Raw genomic sequence first — 13,708 nt, 5'->3', positions numbered from 1 at the left:
ACGACCTGCAGATTGGCGGTCATGCCGGGCAGCAGAGCCATGTCGCGGTTCTCGACGCGGATCACACCGGTATAGGTGACGACGTTCTGGATGGTCTGCGCGCCGAGGCGCACCATCTCGACGCGGCCCTCGAAGGTGCGGTTGGGATAGGCATTGACCGTGAAGGTCGTCGGCTGGCCGGCCTTGAGGCGGCCGACATCGGCCTCGTCGACATTGGCGTAGATGTCGATGGTGCGCAGGTCCTGTGCGATCTGGAACAGGGTCGGCGTCGAGAGCGAGGCGGCTACCGTCTGGCCGAGATCGACCTGGCGCTGGACCACGACGCCGTCCACCGGCGAGCGGATATCGGTGCGCTCGAGGTCGATCAGGATGTCCTTCAGCTTGGCGTCGCGCTGCGCGATCAGCGCCTCGCCGGACTTCACCTGCCCCTGGGCCAGGAGGATGTCGGCGTCGAGCCCGTTGAGCTCGGCCTTGGCCGAGGCGATCTGCGCCTCGCTCGAGGCGAGAGTCGCGGTCTGGACCTCAAGCTGGGTGCGGGCGGTGTCGAGTGTCTGCTGCGAGCCGGCGCCGCGGCTGAAGAGCTCGGTCTGGCGCTCGAAGGTGCGCTTCGCATCGGCGAGCTGGGCTGCGGTGCGGTCGCGCTGGGCTTCGAGGTCCTTGACGGTCGAATTGGCCTTCAGCCGTGTCGACCGGGCGCGGTCGAGCTGGGCGCGCTTGACCAGGAGATCGGCCTTGGACTGGGCGACATCGGCCTGGGCGGCGTCGCGGCGCGTCTTGATCTGGTCGCTGTTGAGCCGCGCGACGACCTGGCCGGCCTTCACCTGCGAATTGTAGTCCGCGAGGATCTCGACGATCTGGCCCGAAAGCTGCGAGCCGACCAGCACGGTCGTCATCGGTGTCAGCGTGCCCGTGGCGCGCACGGCGGCGGTGATCTGGCCGCGGTCGACGGGGGCCGTGCGGTAGGCGGCCTCGTTGGCGGTGCCGCCCGTGGGCCGCCACGCCCAGTAGCCGCCGGCCGCGAGCACGGCCACGACACCCGTTCCGATCAACCACTTGCGCAAATTGGTCCCCATCGTCGCGTCGGGAGAGCCGACATCCTGCAGCCGCCGCAACATGCCAGAATCCCGCTTCGGCGGCGAGTTAACTTACCGCAATGTTGGGGAGAGGTGGGTTTCAGGTTGTTTCGGGCGATGCGTGGGCGAGCGTCGGGCTCTGAGCGAGCCTCGTATCGCTGCCCGCAATTCCCACGCCGCAGGCGCTATCGCGGCTTGGCCCCTTCCAGTCGCGCGACGACCAGCTCCTCCGAGGCCGCGGCGAGCAAGTCCATCCAGTCGTCGGGCGGGTTGCCATTGTCGAGCATGCCCTTGAAGACGCGATAGGCATCCGTCTTGGCGCCATAGGTCCGCAAGGTGGTCTCGTCGTCCACCCAGGCGAAAATGATGATTTTCGATTTGCTGTCGAAGCGGAAGAACTGCCGGAAGCGACCATTGCCGAACTTGGCCCGGAACCAGTGCTTCCGGGCGGCGCCGAGCGTGTCGCCCTGACGGTACTCCGGCCGGGTCGGATCGGCGGGGATCGTCTCGAAGATGAGATTGACGAGAATCGCGAGGAGCTTTGCCTTTGCCGTCCGCTGGTATCCCGCCGGGTCGGTCGCCCTAGCTTTCTCGACGGCCGCCGTCACCCGCTCGAGTTGATCGAGCAGCAGGGGATGGCCGAATATCGTCCAGCCATTGACGATCATGGCTCAGAGCGTCACGTCCCCGTCGATTTCTTCATCGGGATCGACACTCATTCCAGCCGTGAGCGTGGTCATCCGATCAGCGAGGGCTGTGGGAAAGGCGGTGAGATGCGCGGGGTTCTTCGCCATGTCCTGCGCGAGGAATGTCAGGAACCCGTCTGTGACGGGGTCGGTCTCCTCCTGCGCCGCAACCAGGCTGACCCGGCCCCCCTCGTCGACGACATAAGCGATTTCGCCGCCATAGCTCACGCCCAGCGCCTGACGCACGGCCTTGGGGACCGTTGTCTGCCCCTTCGCTGTGATCTTGCTGCGCTCGTAAACGAGGGTCGCCATGGGGTGCTCCGTCGTTCGATAGGTAAGGAATTTTCCTTACTATGTAACGTAGGTTTTGGCAAATGGGCGAGGCTGCTATCGGTCGGGAGCGGACGTTAACGCGGAGGCGAGGATCAGTGATCGCAACGGGTCGATAGGGAACATCCCGTCTCGGTTCATTCCTCCGGCAACTGCGAGACTCTATGATGAAGCGCTGGGTGAGATGCTGTGTTCTGACCTGCCTCATGACCCTTGCCGCGTCTCGACCGGAGGCAGCGCCCATGACTGATTCGGAAGTAATCGAGGCACCAGGTCCCGCTGGGCCGCTCTCGGGAACAGCGTTGGGACCGCCGAATTCGAGAGCCCCCGTTGTTCTCATAATCCCAGGCTCAGGACCGACTGATCGCAACGGTAACAATCCGCTGGGCGTCCGAGCGTCCTCCTACCGCCTAATTGCGGAGGGGCTGGCCGCGCGTGGGATTAGAAGCGTGCGCATCGACAAGCGGGGCATGTTCGGGAGCGCTCGCGCGATCTCCGACGCCAATGCCGTCACCATGGAGGACTACGCCGCAGACATTCGAAGCTGGGTTGCTACCATCCGCGAAAGGATGGGCGCTCCATGCGTGTGGGCGCTGGGGCATAGCGAAGGCGGTCTAGTGGCCCTGGTAGCTGCCCAACGAGCCCCCGACATCTGCGGGCTGCTTCTGGTCTCGACGACAGGACGTAGACTTGGCGATGTGCTCCGCGACCAGATCGGAGCGAACCCCGCCAACGCGCCCATCCGCGAACAAGCCGAGGTCCTCATCACACGGCTTGAGGACGGGCAGCGGGTTGCACCGGAAGACATTCATCCGGCGTTATTCCCGCTGTTTCGCCCCGAGGTCCAAGGCTTCCTAATCAGCGCGTTCGCGCTCGACCCAGCCAAGCTGATCGCGGCCTATACGGGACCAGCACTGATCCTCCAGGGGCTTCGCGATATCCAGGTCGGGCGAATTGACGCAGAACGATTGCACCAAGCGCACCCTAATGCCAAAACAATCCTTCTTCCTAACGCAAACCACGTCTTGAAGGCGGTCGCTTCCAACGACCGGGCGGCCAACATCGCAACCTATCAGGATCCGGATCAACCGCTCGCTGATGGCGTGATCGAAGCCCTAGCCGCGTTCGTGCGACGCCCGCAGAAGGACGGCTAAGGGTCGAAAGCCGATCCGAACCCAAATCCTACGAGACCCGCCCGAGCCCACCTCACCCAATCCTGGCCTCCTGCGTCGCCGCCAGCAGATCCCGCAGTGTGGTGATCGTCGAGGCGTCGGCGACGCCATCGACCTTGTCGGGGCGCCAGTGGCGCTGGAAGGCGGCGACGATCGCCTCCAGCTTCTCGTCATAGACACCGTCGACCGTGACGCCGTAGCCGAACATGGCGAACATCGCCTGCAGGGCCTCGACCGGCTGGCCCGAGTCGCCGCGCGCGAAGAAGCGGCCGCTGCGGATCGGGGCCGGTTCGCTCCAGAGGCCGACGCCGGCTTGCGCGAAGCGGCGCCAGGGGAATTTCTCGCCGGGGTCGATCTTGCGGCCCGGCGCGACGTCCGAATGGGCGAGCACGCGCTCAGGGGGAATGGCCCAGCGTTCGCAGATGTCGCGGCAGAGGTTCAGCGTCGCGGCGATCTGCTCCTCCGGGAAATCGGGCAGGCCGCCGGGATGGCCGGGATTGGCGATCTCGATGCCGATCGAGCAGGAGTTGATGTCGCTCTCGCCGGCCCAATGCGAGGCCCCGGCATGCCAGGCGCGGCGCGCTTCCGGCACGAGCTGGAGCGTGTGGCCGTTCTCGAAGACGAAGTAATGCGAGGAGACCTGCGAGACCGGGTTGCACAGCCATTGCAGCGCTTCGCCGGCATTGCCCATGCCGGTGTAGTGCAGGATCAGCATGTCGGGCCGGCGCGGCGCGTCCTCGGTCGGGCCGCCCTCCTGTCCGGCGGCGGCGCGCTTGCGGTCGCCATGGTTGGGGGAGGGGAAGACCTTGGCGGCGAAGCGGCTGTCGGGGGTGGCGTCGCGGCTCATGCCGGGGTGCTCGTCAGCCGCGCCCGCAGGTCGCGCTCGCGCTCGATCCGGTCCCAGGCGGCGTTGATGGCGGCCAAGCGCCTGGTGGCGATGGCGACCGCCTCCTCGGGCAGGCCGCGGGCGATCTCGCGATCGGGATGGTTCTCGGCGACGAGCCGGCGGTAGTGTCGCTTGATCTCGTCGTCCGACATCTCGCGGCTCGCGCCCAGCACGAGATAGGGATCGTCGGCCCGGCGGACATGGCGGGCCTCGATGCGGGCGAAATCGGCCTCGTCGATGCCGAAGATCGTCGCCACGTCGCGCAGATAGGCGTGCTCGTCCTGATGGATCGCGCCATCGGCGGCGGCGATCAAGAACAGCCCGTCGAGCACGTCCTCGAGCAGGGCCGGCTCATCGCGGAAGCTCTCGGCGATCTGCCCGGCATAGGCCTCGAAACCGGCGCTGGTCTGCTTGGCCAGGTCGAACAGCATCTCGATCCGCGCCTTCTGCTCGGGCGGGACGGTGACGATGCGCTGGAAGGCTGCGACCTCGTCGCGCGTCACCACGCCGTCCGAGCGCGCCATCTTGGCGGCCAGCGCAACCAGACCGGTGGTGAAGACGAGTTCGCGCGGCGCGGTGCCGAAGGGTGCGCCCTCGCGGTCGACCAGCACATGGCCGGCGAGCGCGCCGAGGAGGGCGCCGAGGGGGCCGCCGAGCACGAGGCCGAGGCCGCCGCCGCCGAGCGCCCCCCAGAAAGACGAAACCATGGTGCAGGCGACTCCCGGCGCGGTGGTGACGGCGCGACCATAACCAGAACGCGCCGGCACCGACACCCCCGGCATGAGCCCGACTCGCCGCGTTAATCGGTCGCAAACCGTAATTATGGCGGAAATCGGGCGGAAGATGCCGGGTGCGCGCCAATACACAGCCGGCTTGCGACCTCGAAGTGTCGGGAGGGCTGTTTTACATGATCAATACTTTTCAGTAAGAATACGTAAATCGGTGGAAACGGAGGATTAATCGAGCGATTTGGCGAATCGCGGAACAGATTCTGGTCACATTTACTGCGCACTGGACTGTGCCTCCCAGCCAAGAGGCGGTAGCAAAGGTTCAGTCGATCATGAAGTATACCTCCCGCGGCGCGGTCGCCGCCTTCGCGATTTGCCTCGTCTCCCTCCCGTCGGCCCAGGCCCAGGTCAATGACGAGACGGACGCCCGGGCGTTCATCGTCCGCGAGGCCGAGATCCAGAGGGAGAAGGCCGCCCAAGCCGGGGAGACCAAGCCCGCCGCGGCTGTCGCCGAAGCGGAGCGCGCAGGGGAGAAGGCGGCGAAGCCGGTCCGCGCCGCCTTGGCCGCTCCGGCCGGCTCTGAGGGGCTGAAGGCGCTGGTCGCGCGCCATGCGGCGGCCAATGGCGTGCCGTTCTCGCTTGCGGATGCGGTGGTGCGGATCGAGAGCCGCTACAATCCCCGTGCGGCCAATGCCGGCAATTACGGGCTGATGCAGATCCGTCACCAGACGGCGCGGGGCATGGGCTACAGCGGCGGTGCCGGTGGTCTGCTCGATCCCGAGACCAATGCCCGCTACGCGATGAAATATCTGGCGATGGCCTACCGTGCCGCCGGCGGCGATACCTGCCGCACCATCATGAAGTACCAGAGCGGGCACATGGCGACGCGCATGAGCGGGGCGAACCGCACCTATTGCGCCAAGGTCCGCACCATCACCGCCAGCAACTGAACGCGCCGTGGCGGTTGACGCGGCCGCCGGGAGCGCGCACTAGCCCTCCCGCCAGTCGGCCGGACGGCCGCTCTCGCGGGAACGCAGGTTCTCGCGGGGGAGGAAAGTCCGGGCTCCACGGAAAATCGGTGCCGGATAACGTCCGGCGGGGGCGACCCCAGGGAAAGCGCCACAGAGATCGAACCGCCGCGTGCCGACAGCTTCGGCTGTCCCGCGCGGTAAGGGTGAAAAGGTGCGGTAAGAGCGCACCGCGGACCCGGCAACGGGGACGGCATGGCAAGCCCCACCGGGAGCAAAACCGAATAGGGACGATGCTTCTCGCGCGAGCGGGGAGGGGCCTTTTCCGGGCCTTGTCGTCCGGGTTGGTTGCTCGAGGCGCGCAGCAATGCGCGTCCCAGAGGAATGGCCGTCGCGTCGGGGGAGCGATCTCCCGGCCATCCAGAACCCGGCTTACAGGCCGACTGGCACCTCAACCGCCGGATACTCTGCTCCGGTGAGGCATCTGACGCGGCTTTCTGCTCTTCCGGTGCTCACGGACCGACGTCCGCTCCGCTCCGGTTCTCGAAAGCCACGCCAGCTGCCTCACCGGAGCGAATCTCCGACCGGTCTCGGACATCCCGAGGCCTTGAAAACAGGCCTCATTGGCGTCACGCCACCTTGAGATCGACGTCGATGTTGCCCTTGGTCGCGTGCGAATAGGGGCACACGACGTGAGCCTTCTGGACGAGGTCCTCGACGACGGCCTTGTCGACGCCCGGCACCGAGACGGTGAGCGTCACGGCCAGGCCGAAGCCGGCGCCATCGTCGCGCGGGCCGATGCCGACATCGGCGCTGACCTTCGCATCCTCGGGGATCTTCACCTTCTCCTTGCCGGCGACGAACTTGAGCGCGCCGAGGAAGCAGGCGGAATAGCCCATCGAGAAGAGCTGTTCGGGATTGGTGCCCTCGCCGCCACTGCCGCCCATCTCCTTGGGGGTGTTCAGAACGACGCTGATGTTGCCAGTGTCGGTGGCAGCCTTGCCTTCGCGGCCGCCAGTGGCGGAGCCGTGCGCAGTGTAGAGGATCTTCATGGTGAGTTCCTTCGCTGTTGGGCCGCGGGAGCGGCCGGGCTGTCATCTCGTTCTACACATTAGATCGCACGCAATTAAATTGTCAACGATTATATCGCTTTCATTCACGTCGATGTGACGGTCGGTTCGAGCTCGCCCTTGACTGGCGGCCCCCGGGGGGCTGGGTGCGCCTCGAAGTACTGTGGGAAGCGACGGGTTGGACAAAGGTTCCGCATCCGGTTCGAGCGTGCGGCGGCGCAGTTCGGGCTTCGCCGGCGATCGGCAGCGGTTGGGATGTGCGCCCTCTGTGTCGCGCTCAACCGCAGCGGGAGGCTGCCCTCCCACCCCGTCGCGCGGCGCGAAACAGGCCCGGTGGCCGCAGCGCCGGAATTTAACCTAGGACAATTTTTTAGCCGGCCCCGGCGAGGCGGCGCACGGCGTCCGGCTCCCGATCGTTACGGAATTGCGCGTGGTTACGGATACTTAACCTTAACGGGCTGTGATGCCGCGAGCACGGCAGAGACCCTGCTCCATCGACCCGATTCCGTTGACGCCCATGAAGGCCCATGCTATCCCAAATCATCCCGTCGAAGCCGGCAGGCAGCTGTCAGATCAGGGTCCGTGTGCCGCGCGGAAACCGATCGAGCGTCGTCCTTTGCCTGCTTCGACGGGGGGCTACCGCCCCGCGCAAATTGCCGGCCGGCGTCCGGGTGAAGAGCAGGCCGGGAGGCGGAGTTGACGGACCGCTTCGTCTCGAATTTCACCAATCGGCTCGACGCGAAGGGCCGTGTCTCCATTCCTTCGAGCTTCCGGGCCGTTCTGGCGAAGGATGGCTACGAGGGGCTTTACGTTCACCCCGCGCTCGAACTCGCCGCTTTCGATGCCGGCGGCCATGCCCTGCGTCGAACGATCGACGACATCCTGGCGCGCTTCTCGCCCTTCTCGGAGGAGTGGGAGTCGCTGTCGACGGCGCTGAACGGCACCTCGGAGGTGCTGAAGGTGGATCCGGAGGGACGCATCATGCTGAGCGAGGCGCTGCGGATCCACACCGGGATTACCGACACGGTGACCTTCGTCGGACATGGCCACAAATTCCAGATCTGGGAGCCGGAGCGCTTTCGGGCGCATCTCGATGCGGCCAGGGCGAAGCTGCGCGACGTCAAACGGGCGCTGAGCGCCGCGCCTCCGGCGCTGGGGAGCGTGGGCTGATGCCGGGGCGCTCGCAAACGCGCGGACACAATGCCGAAGCGCCTGCCGGGGGCGGAGCCCCGCATGTTCCGGTGCTGCTCGCCGAAGTGCTGAGCGCGCTCGCGCTGCGGCCGGGCGGGCGCTATCTCGACGGGACCTTCGGAGCCGGTGGCTATGCCCGCGCGATTCTCGCAGCAGCGCCGGATGTCAGCCTGCTCGCGCTCGACCGGGACCCGACAGCGATCACCGGTGGCGCGGGGCTCGTCGCCGAGATGGACGGCCGGCTGACGCTGGCCCAGGCCTGCTTCGGCGAACTGGCGGAGGAGGCGCAGCGCTTCGGGCGCGTGCCGCTCGACGGCGTCGTGCTCGACATCGGCGTGTCCTCCATGCAGATCGACCAGGCCGAGCGCGGCTTCTCCTTCCGCTTCGACGGCCCGCTCGACATGCGCATGGGCCGCGAGGGTCGCAGCGCCGCCGATCTGGTCAACGAGGCGGAGGAGGGCGTCCTCGCCGACATCTTCTATCACTATGGCGAGGAGCGGCGCTCCCGTGCCGTGGCGCGCGCGATCATCGAGGCGCGGCGCAAGGCGCCCATCGAGACGACGAAGCAACTCGCCGAACTCGTCGCCGGCATCGTCTGGGCGGAGCCCGGCGGGGCTCATCCGGCGACGCGGGTGTTCCAGGCGCTGCGGATCGCGGTCAACGACGAGCTCGGCGAACTGGTGCGCGCGCTCCATGCGGCAGAAAGCGTGCTGGCGCCGGGCGGACGGCTCGTGGTCGTGACCTTCCATTCGCTCGAGGACCGCATCGTCAAGCAGTTCCTGGCCGAGCGCTCGGGGCGCGCTCCGGCGGGCTCGCGCCATGCGCCGGTGGTGGCTGCCTCGCAGCCGACCTTCAGCCTGGTCAGCCGCGGGCCCGTCGCGCCGTCGGAAGCCGAGATGCGGCTCAATCCGCGCGCCCGCTCGGCCAAGCTGCGGGCGGCGGCGCGCAACGAGGCGCCGGCACGCCCGGCCGATCCCGATCTCGTCGCGCTGGCCGGCCTGCCCGAGCCGCAGCCCCGCCGGAGGCATCGCGCATGATCAAGCTGCTGCATGTCATCGCGATCGGGGCGCTCGTCTCCTCGGCCTTCTATGCCTACACGATCAAATACGAGACCACGCTCGAGGCCGAGCAGGTCCAGAAGATCCGCATGAAGATCCACCGCGAGCGTGACGCGATCGCGGTGCTGAAGGCCGAGTGGCAGTTCCTCAACCGCCCCGACCGGCTGCAGGCGCTGGCCGAACGACATCTCGACCTGCAACCCTTCTCGGTGACGCAGGTGGTGCGCATGGCCGACGTGCCCAATCGCGGACCGAAGGTCGACGCCATCGGTCGCAAGCTCGAGGATCTCGGCCTCGGGCTCCCGACCGAGACCCCGAGGGATCGCAAGCCGAGCGCCACGACGCCGGGAGGCCGCCCATGAGCGAGACCGCGACGAAGTCCGCCGAGGCCGTGGCTGACGGCGCGACGGACGCTGCCCCCGCGCGCCGTGTCAGCGCGCTGCGCGACGTCTTCCGCATGAGCGGCGAGAAGAGCCAGCCGCGCGTCGGGCTGGTGATCCTGGGTTTCTCGGTGCTGTTCCTGGCGATCACGGGTCGCCTCGTCATGCTGGCGACGCTGCCCAACGAGCAGGTCGGCCTGCGCCGCGCGACCTCCAACGCGATCTCGGCCGCGCGTCCCGACATCGTCGATCGAAACGGCGAGGTGATGGCGACCGACATCCGCGCCGTCTCCGTCTTCGCCGAGCCGCGGAAGATCCTCGACAAGGACGAGGCGACGGAGCTGCTGACCGCTGTCCTGCCCGATCTCGACGCCAAGGATCTGCGCGACAAGCTCGGCACCAAGAAGGGCTTCGTCTGGGTCAAGCGCGAGATCACGCCGCGCCAGCAGGCCGAGGTGCACCGGCTCGGCATTCCCGGCGTCGGCTTCGTGCCCGAGAACAAGCGGGTCTATCCCAACGGCACGGCCGCCGCCCATGTGCTCGGCTTCGCCAATGTCGACAATGTCGGCATCGCCGGCATCGAGAAATACATCGACTCGCAGGGGCTCCAGGACCTCAACGGTGCGGGCCTGGCGACGGAAGCCTCCGATCTGAAGCCGATGGCACTGTCGATCGATCTGCGCGTCCAGCATGCGCTGAGGGACGAACTCGCCAAGGGCATCGAGAAGTACCGGGCCATCGCCGCCGCCGGCGCGATCATGGACGTCAACACCGGCGAGATGATCGCGCTGGTGTCGCTGCCCGATTTCGACCCCGGCAACCCGGTCGACGCGCTGGAGAAGGACCGCATCAACCGGATGAATGTCGGCGTCTACGAGATGGGCTCGACCTTCAAGGCGCTGACCATCGCGATGGCGCTGGATTCCGGCAAGGCCAACATCAATTCGAGCTACTCGACGGCCGGCGGCATGATGCGGTTCGGACGGCAGGTCATCCGCGAGTATCACGGCACGGGCCGGACGTTGACCGTGCCGGAGGTCTTCCTGCATTCGTCTAACATGGGCTCGATCAAGATGGCGCTGGCCGTCGGCGTCGAGGGCCACAAGGCCTTCCTGCGCAAGATGATGCAGCTTGACCGGATGACGACGGAACTGCCGGAAAGCGCCGCGCCGATCGTCCCGCAGCGCTGGGGTGAGATCAACACCGCCACCATCGCCTTCGGGCATGGTCTCGCGGTCGCGCCGTTGCAGGCGATGGCGGCAGTCGCGGCCCTGGTCAATGGCGGCACGCTGATCACGCCGACTTTCCTCAAGCGGACGGAAGAGGAGGCCAAGCGCAGCGGCGTGCGGGTGATCAAGCCCGAGACCTCCGAGGCGATGCGCTTCATCATGCGGCTCAATGGCGAGAAGGGCTCGGCCCGCAAGGCGGATGTCGCGGGCTATTTCGTCGGCGGCAAGACCGGCACGGCCGAGAAGGTCATCAATGGCCGCTATGCGAAGAACAAGAACTTCACGACCTTCACGGCGATCGCGCCGTCCGACAAGCCGAAATACCTTTTCCTCGCCATTTATGACGAGCCGAAGGGCTATGCCGAGAGCGGCGGCTATTCGACCGCCGCCTGGAACGCCGGCATCACCACCGGCAAGGTGATCGAGCGCACCGCGCCGATCCTGGGCCTGCCGCCGCGCTTCGAGGCGCCGGCCCAGCCCTTCCCGCTGATGGCGCGGCTGGGAGCCTGGGGCACGCGCTGACGCTTGCCGCGGGTCGGCCTCCACGCTAGCGAGCGAGCATGACAGAAGCCCTCACACTCGGCCGCCTGTTTCCGGGCGCCTTCGCCGCCGATGCGTCGCGCAGGGTCGCGGGCCTCGCCTTCCACAGCCGCAAGGTGGCGGCGGGCGACGTTTTCGTCGCGCTCGCCGGCGCCAAGGCGGACGGCGCGCGCTTCATTGCCGATGCCGTCGGCAAGGGGGCGATCGCGGTCGTTTCGGGCGGGCCACGGCCGGACGACCTCCCCGCGAGTGTCGCCTTTGCCCAGGTCACCGACCCGCGCCTCGCGCTGTCGCTGGCCGCTGCACAGGTCCATCCGCGCCAGCCCCGGACAATCGTCGCGGTCACCGGCACCAGCGGCAAATCCTCGGTGGCCGATTTCACCCGCCAGATCTTCCAGTCGCTGGGCTATGAGGCGGCGAGCCTCGGCACCATCGGCATCGTCACCGCCAGGGGCGCCGATTACGGCTCGCTGACGACGCCGGACCCGCTCTCGCTGCACGCCTCGCTCGACCGGCTGGCCGGGGAAGGTGTGACGCATCTCGCCATGGAAGCCTCCTCGCACGGGCTCGACCAGCACCGGCTCGACGGGGTCAGGCTCGCTGCCGGCGCCTTCCTGAATCTGGGGCGCGACCATCTCGACTATCATCCCACGGTGGCCGACTACCTCGCCGCCAAGCTGCGGCTCTGGTCGCTCTTGCCGAAGGGCGCCCCGGTCGTGATCAACCGCGACGAGCCCTATGCGCAGGAGGCTGCCGATGCGGCCCTTGCCGCAGGACACCGGCTGATCGGCATCGGCCGCAAGGGCGAGACGCTCCGGCTCGTCGAAAGTGTCCGCGAGGGCTTCTCGCAGCAGCTGACCGTGCTGGTCGACGGCCGCGAGCACGCGGTGACGCTGCCGCTCGTCGGCGACTTCATGGCTGGCAACGCATTGGTCGCCGCGGCGCTCGCCATCGCGACCGGCGACGACCCCGAGCATGCCCTGCAGGCGATCGGAGGGCTCACTGGCGTGGCCGGCCGGCTGGAGCGCGTCGGCGAGGCGAAAGGCGGCCTCGTCGTCGTGGACTACGCGCACAAGCCCGATGCGCTGGCGGCCGTGCTCTCGACCCTGCGCGGCTATGCGACCGGGCGCCTGATCTGCGTCTTCGGCTGCGGCGGCGACCGTGACACCGGCAAGCGGCCGGTGATGGGGGCGATCGCGGCGGAGAAGGCCGACATCGCCATCGTGACCGACGACAATCCGCGCAGCGAAGACCCGGCCGCGATACGGGCGCAGGTGATGGCGGCCTCGCCGAAGCTGCGCGAGATCGGCGACCGGGCCGAGGCGATCCGGGCCGCCGTGGCCATGCTGATGCCGGGCGATGTTCTGGTCGTGGCCGGAAAGGGCCATGAAACCGGCCAGATCATCGGCGACCGGACCTATCCCTTCTCCGACCAGGACGTGGTGCGGACGGCTATCGCGGAGATCGCAGGATGAGCGCCCCTCTCTGGAGCGGAGACGAACTGGTCGCGGCGCTGGGTGCGCGGGCCGATGGCGCCGTCCCGAGTGCCGTCACGGGCATCTCGATCGACACCCGCACGCTGGAGCCGGGCGACGCCTTCTTCGCCATCACCGGCGAAGCCCGCAACGGGCATGATTTCGTTGTGGCCGCGCTCGAGAAGGGCGCGGCGCTCGTCGTGGTCGACGAGGCCCATGCGGAGCAGTTCGCCGGCCGAGGCGCGCTCGCCATCGTGCCCGACGTGCTCAAGGCGATGGAGCGGGCCGGCAGCGTCCGCCGGGCGGAGCTGAAGGCCGGTGTGGTCGCGGTCACCGGCTCCGTCGGCAAGACCGGCACGAAGGAGGCGCTGCGGCTCGTCCTGGCGCGGCAGGGCAAGACGCATGCGCCGGTCGCCTCCTACAACAACCATTGGGGCGTGCCGCTGACCTTGTGCCGGACGCCGCGGGACGTCGCCTACGCCGTCTACGAGATCGGGATGAACCATCCCGGCGAGATCCTCCCGCTGGCGAAGCTGGTGCGGCCCCAGGTCTCGATCATCACGACGATCCAGCCGGTCCATCTCGCGGCCTTCTCCTCGCTGGAGGGGATCGCGGAGGAGAAGGCCGGAGTCTTCTGGGAACTGGAGCCCGGCGGGACCGCGATCCTGAATGCCGACATCCCCCAGGCCGATCTCCTGGAGCGCATCGCCAAGGCCGGCCGGGCCGGGCGCGTGATCCGCTTCGGCGAGAGCCTGACGGCCGATGTCAGGCTGATCTCCTGCGCGCTGCGCTCCGACGTGTCGACCGTCGATGCGGTGGTGATGGGGCAGCCGATCACCTATCGGATCGGCAGCCCCGGCAAGCACATCGTGATCAATTCGCTCGCCGTGCTGGCGGCTGCGCAGGCGCTGGGCGCCGATCT

General features: G+C 67.8%; 14 protein-coding genes and 1 other RNA gene. 9 read left to right on the top strand and 6 right to left on the bottom strand.

All coding sequences use genetic code 11. From position 1 onward, the window contains the following. The 3 genes from Q8M82_RS20435 to Q8M82_RS20425 all read right to left on the bottom strand — a co-directional run. A partial coding sequence (locus Q8M82_RS20435) for an HlyD family secretion protein (RefSeq protein WP_305693136.1) occupies positions 1 to 1,115 on the bottom strand: 1,115 nt, incomplete at its 3' end. A gap of 143 nt (positions 1,116 to 1,258) precedes the next feature. After that, positions 1,259 to 1,741 (bottom strand): type II toxin-antitoxin system YhaV family toxin, encoded by a 483-nt coding sequence (locus Q8M82_RS20430; protein ID WP_305693135.1) that lies wholly within the window; start codon positions 1,739 to 1,741, stop codon positions 1,259 to 1,261. Positions 1,742 to 1,744: 3 nt separating this feature from the next. Continuing rightward, the gene (locus tag Q8M82_RS20425) at positions 1,745 to 2,071 is read right to left on the bottom strand and encodes a type II toxin-antitoxin system PrlF family antitoxin (RefSeq protein ID WP_305693134.1); all 327 of its coding nucleotides are present in this window, start codon (positions 2,069 to 2,071) and stop codon (positions 1,745 to 1,747) included. A gap of 182 nt (positions 2,072 to 2,253) precedes the next feature. Between Q8M82_RS20425 and Q8M82_RS20420 the strand changes: the two genes are divergently transcribed. Then, a complete protein-coding gene (locus Q8M82_RS20420) occupies positions 2,254 to 3,243 on the top strand; it encodes an alpha/beta hydrolase (RefSeq protein WP_371126421.1) in 990 nt (329 codons plus the stop codon). A 52-nt stretch (positions 3,244 to 3,295) separates the two neighbouring features. On the opposite strand, the gene Q8M82_RS20415 is transcribed toward Q8M82_RS20420, so the two are convergent. Beyond that, positions 3,296 to 4,108: an N-acetylmuramoyl-L-alanine amidase gene (locus tag Q8M82_RS20415; RefSeq protein WP_305693132.1), complete on the bottom strand. Its 813-nt coding sequence runs from the start codon at positions 4,106 to 4,108 to the stop codon at positions 3,296 to 3,298. Beyond that, complete coding sequence (locus Q8M82_RS20410) at positions 4,105 to 4,854, bottom strand: J domain-containing protein (protein WP_305693131.1); 750 nt, start codon at positions 4,852 to 4,854, stop codon at positions 4,105 to 4,107. The genes Q8M82_RS20415 and Q8M82_RS20410 overlap by 4 nt, the downstream gene beginning before the upstream one ends. Before the next feature lie 353 nt (positions 4,855 to 5,207). On the opposite strand from Q8M82_RS20410, the gene Q8M82_RS20405 reads away from it, so the two are divergent. Together Q8M82_RS20405 and rnpB are read left to right on the top strand one after the other, a co-directional pair. After that, entirely contained in the window at positions 5,208 to 5,825 is a 618-nt protein-coding gene (locus tag Q8M82_RS20405) for a transglycosylase SLT domain-containing protein (RefSeq protein ID WP_305693130.1), read from the top strand. Positions 5,826 to 5,876: 51 nt separating this feature from the next. Continuing rightward, positions 5,877 to 6,294: RNase P RNA component class A (gene rnpB / locus Q8M82_RS20400), an RNA gene on the top strand. 178 nt (positions 6,295 to 6,472) lie between these two features. Here the strand turns inward: rnpB and Q8M82_RS20395 are convergent. Further along, positions 6,473 to 6,895, bottom strand: a complete 423-nt coding sequence (locus tag Q8M82_RS20395; protein ID WP_305693129.1) for an organic hydroperoxide resistance protein — start codon at positions 6,893 to 6,895, stop codon at positions 6,473 to 6,475. A gap of 714 nt (positions 6,896 to 7,609) precedes the next feature. Between Q8M82_RS20395 and Q8M82_RS20390 the strand changes: the two genes are divergently transcribed. The 6 genes from Q8M82_RS20390 to Q8M82_RS20365 all read left to right on the top strand — a co-directional run. Next, positions 7,610 to 8,083 (top strand): division/cell wall cluster transcriptional repressor MraZ, encoded by a 474-nt coding sequence (locus Q8M82_RS20390; RefSeq protein WP_305693128.1) that lies wholly within the window; start codon positions 7,610 to 7,612, stop codon positions 8,081 to 8,083. Then, positions 8,083 to 9,141 (top strand): 16S rRNA (cytosine(1402)-N(4))-methyltransferase RsmH, encoded by a 1,059-nt coding sequence (rsmH, locus tag Q8M82_RS20385; RefSeq protein WP_305693127.1) that lies wholly within the window; start codon positions 8,083 to 8,085, stop codon positions 9,139 to 9,141. The genes Q8M82_RS20390 and rsmH overlap by 1 nt, the downstream gene beginning before the upstream one ends. After that, the gene (gene ftsL / locus Q8M82_RS20380; protein ID WP_305693126.1) at positions 9,138 to 9,524 is read left to right on the top strand and encodes a cell division protein FtsL; all 387 of its coding nucleotides are present in this window, start codon (positions 9,138 to 9,140) and stop codon (positions 9,522 to 9,524) included. The genes rsmH and ftsL overlap by 4 nt, the downstream gene beginning before the upstream one ends. Continuing rightward, complete coding sequence (locus tag Q8M82_RS20375) at positions 9,521 to 11,293, top strand: peptidoglycan D,D-transpeptidase FtsI family protein (RefSeq protein WP_305693125.1); 1,773 nt, start codon at positions 9,521 to 9,523, stop codon at positions 11,291 to 11,293. Before ftsL ends, Q8M82_RS20375 begins: the two co-directional genes overlap by 4 nt. A 38-nt stretch (positions 11,294 to 11,331) precedes the next feature. Then, positions 11,332 to 12,786: a UDP-N-acetylmuramoyl-L-alanyl-D-glutamate--2,6-diaminopimelate ligase gene (locus tag Q8M82_RS20370; protein ID WP_305693124.1), complete on the top strand. Its 1,455-nt coding sequence runs from the start codon at positions 11,332 to 11,334 to the stop codon at positions 12,784 to 12,786. Then, the coding region (locus tag Q8M82_RS20365) for a Mur ligase family protein (protein WP_305693123.1) at positions 12,783 to 13,708 on the top strand (926 nt) is incomplete at its 3' end. The genes Q8M82_RS20370 and Q8M82_RS20365, both read left to right, overlap by 4 nt.

It is taken from the genome of Allobosea sp. (assembly GCF_030694325.1).
Classification (GTDB): Bacteria; Pseudomonadota; Alphaproteobacteria; order Rhizobiales; family Beijerinckiaceae; genus Allobosea.
The sequence above is the reverse complement of the archived record's forward strand: the minus strand, read 5'-3'. Positions and strand labels throughout refer to the sequence as shown.

What these genes read in the sequence shown, in the direction of transcription:
- Q8M82_RS20430 (WP_305693135.1), bottom strand. Translation starts at nt 1,741, where the DNA reads ATGATCGTCAATGGCTGGACGATATTCGGCCATCCCCTGCTGCTCGAT.
- Q8M82_RS20425 (WP_305693134.1), bottom strand. Translation starts at nt 2,071, where the DNA reads ATGGCGACCCTCGTTTACGAGCGCAGCAAGATCACAGCGAAGGGGCAG.
- Q8M82_RS20420 (WP_371126421.1), top strand. Translation starts at nt 2,254, where the DNA reads ATGATGAAGCGCTGGGTGAGATGCTGTGTTCTGACCTGCCTCATGACC.
- Q8M82_RS20415 (WP_305693132.1), bottom strand. Translation starts at nt 4,108, where the DNA reads ATGAGCCGCGACGCCACCCCCGACAGCCGCTTCGCCGCCAAGGTCTTC.
- Q8M82_RS20410 (WP_305693131.1), bottom strand. Translation starts at nt 4,854, where the DNA reads ATGGTTTCGTCTTTCTGGGGGGCGCTCGGCGGCGGCGGCCTCGGCCTC.
- Q8M82_RS20405 (WP_305693130.1), top strand. Translation starts at nt 5,208, where the DNA reads ATGAAGTATACCTCCCGCGGCGCGGTCGCCGCCTTCGCGATTTGCCTC.
- Q8M82_RS20395 (WP_305693129.1), bottom strand. Translation starts at nt 6,895, where the DNA reads ATGAAGATCCTCTACACTGCGCACGGCTCCGCCACTGGCGGCCGCGAA.
- rsmH (WP_305693127.1), top strand. Translation starts at nt 8,083, where the DNA reads ATGCCGGGGCGCTCGCAAACGCGCGGACACAATGCCGAAGCGCCTGCC.
- ftsL (WP_305693126.1), top strand. Translation starts at nt 9,138, where the DNA reads ATGATCAAGCTGCTGCATGTCATCGCGATCGGGGCGCTCGTCTCCTCG.
- Q8M82_RS20375 (WP_305693125.1), top strand. Translation starts at nt 9,521, where the DNA reads ATGAGCGAGACCGCGACGAAGTCCGCCGAGGCCGTGGCTGACGGCGCG.
- Q8M82_RS20370 (WP_305693124.1), top strand. Translation starts at nt 11,332, where the DNA reads ATGACAGAAGCCCTCACACTCGGCCGCCTGTTTCCGGGCGCCTTCGCC.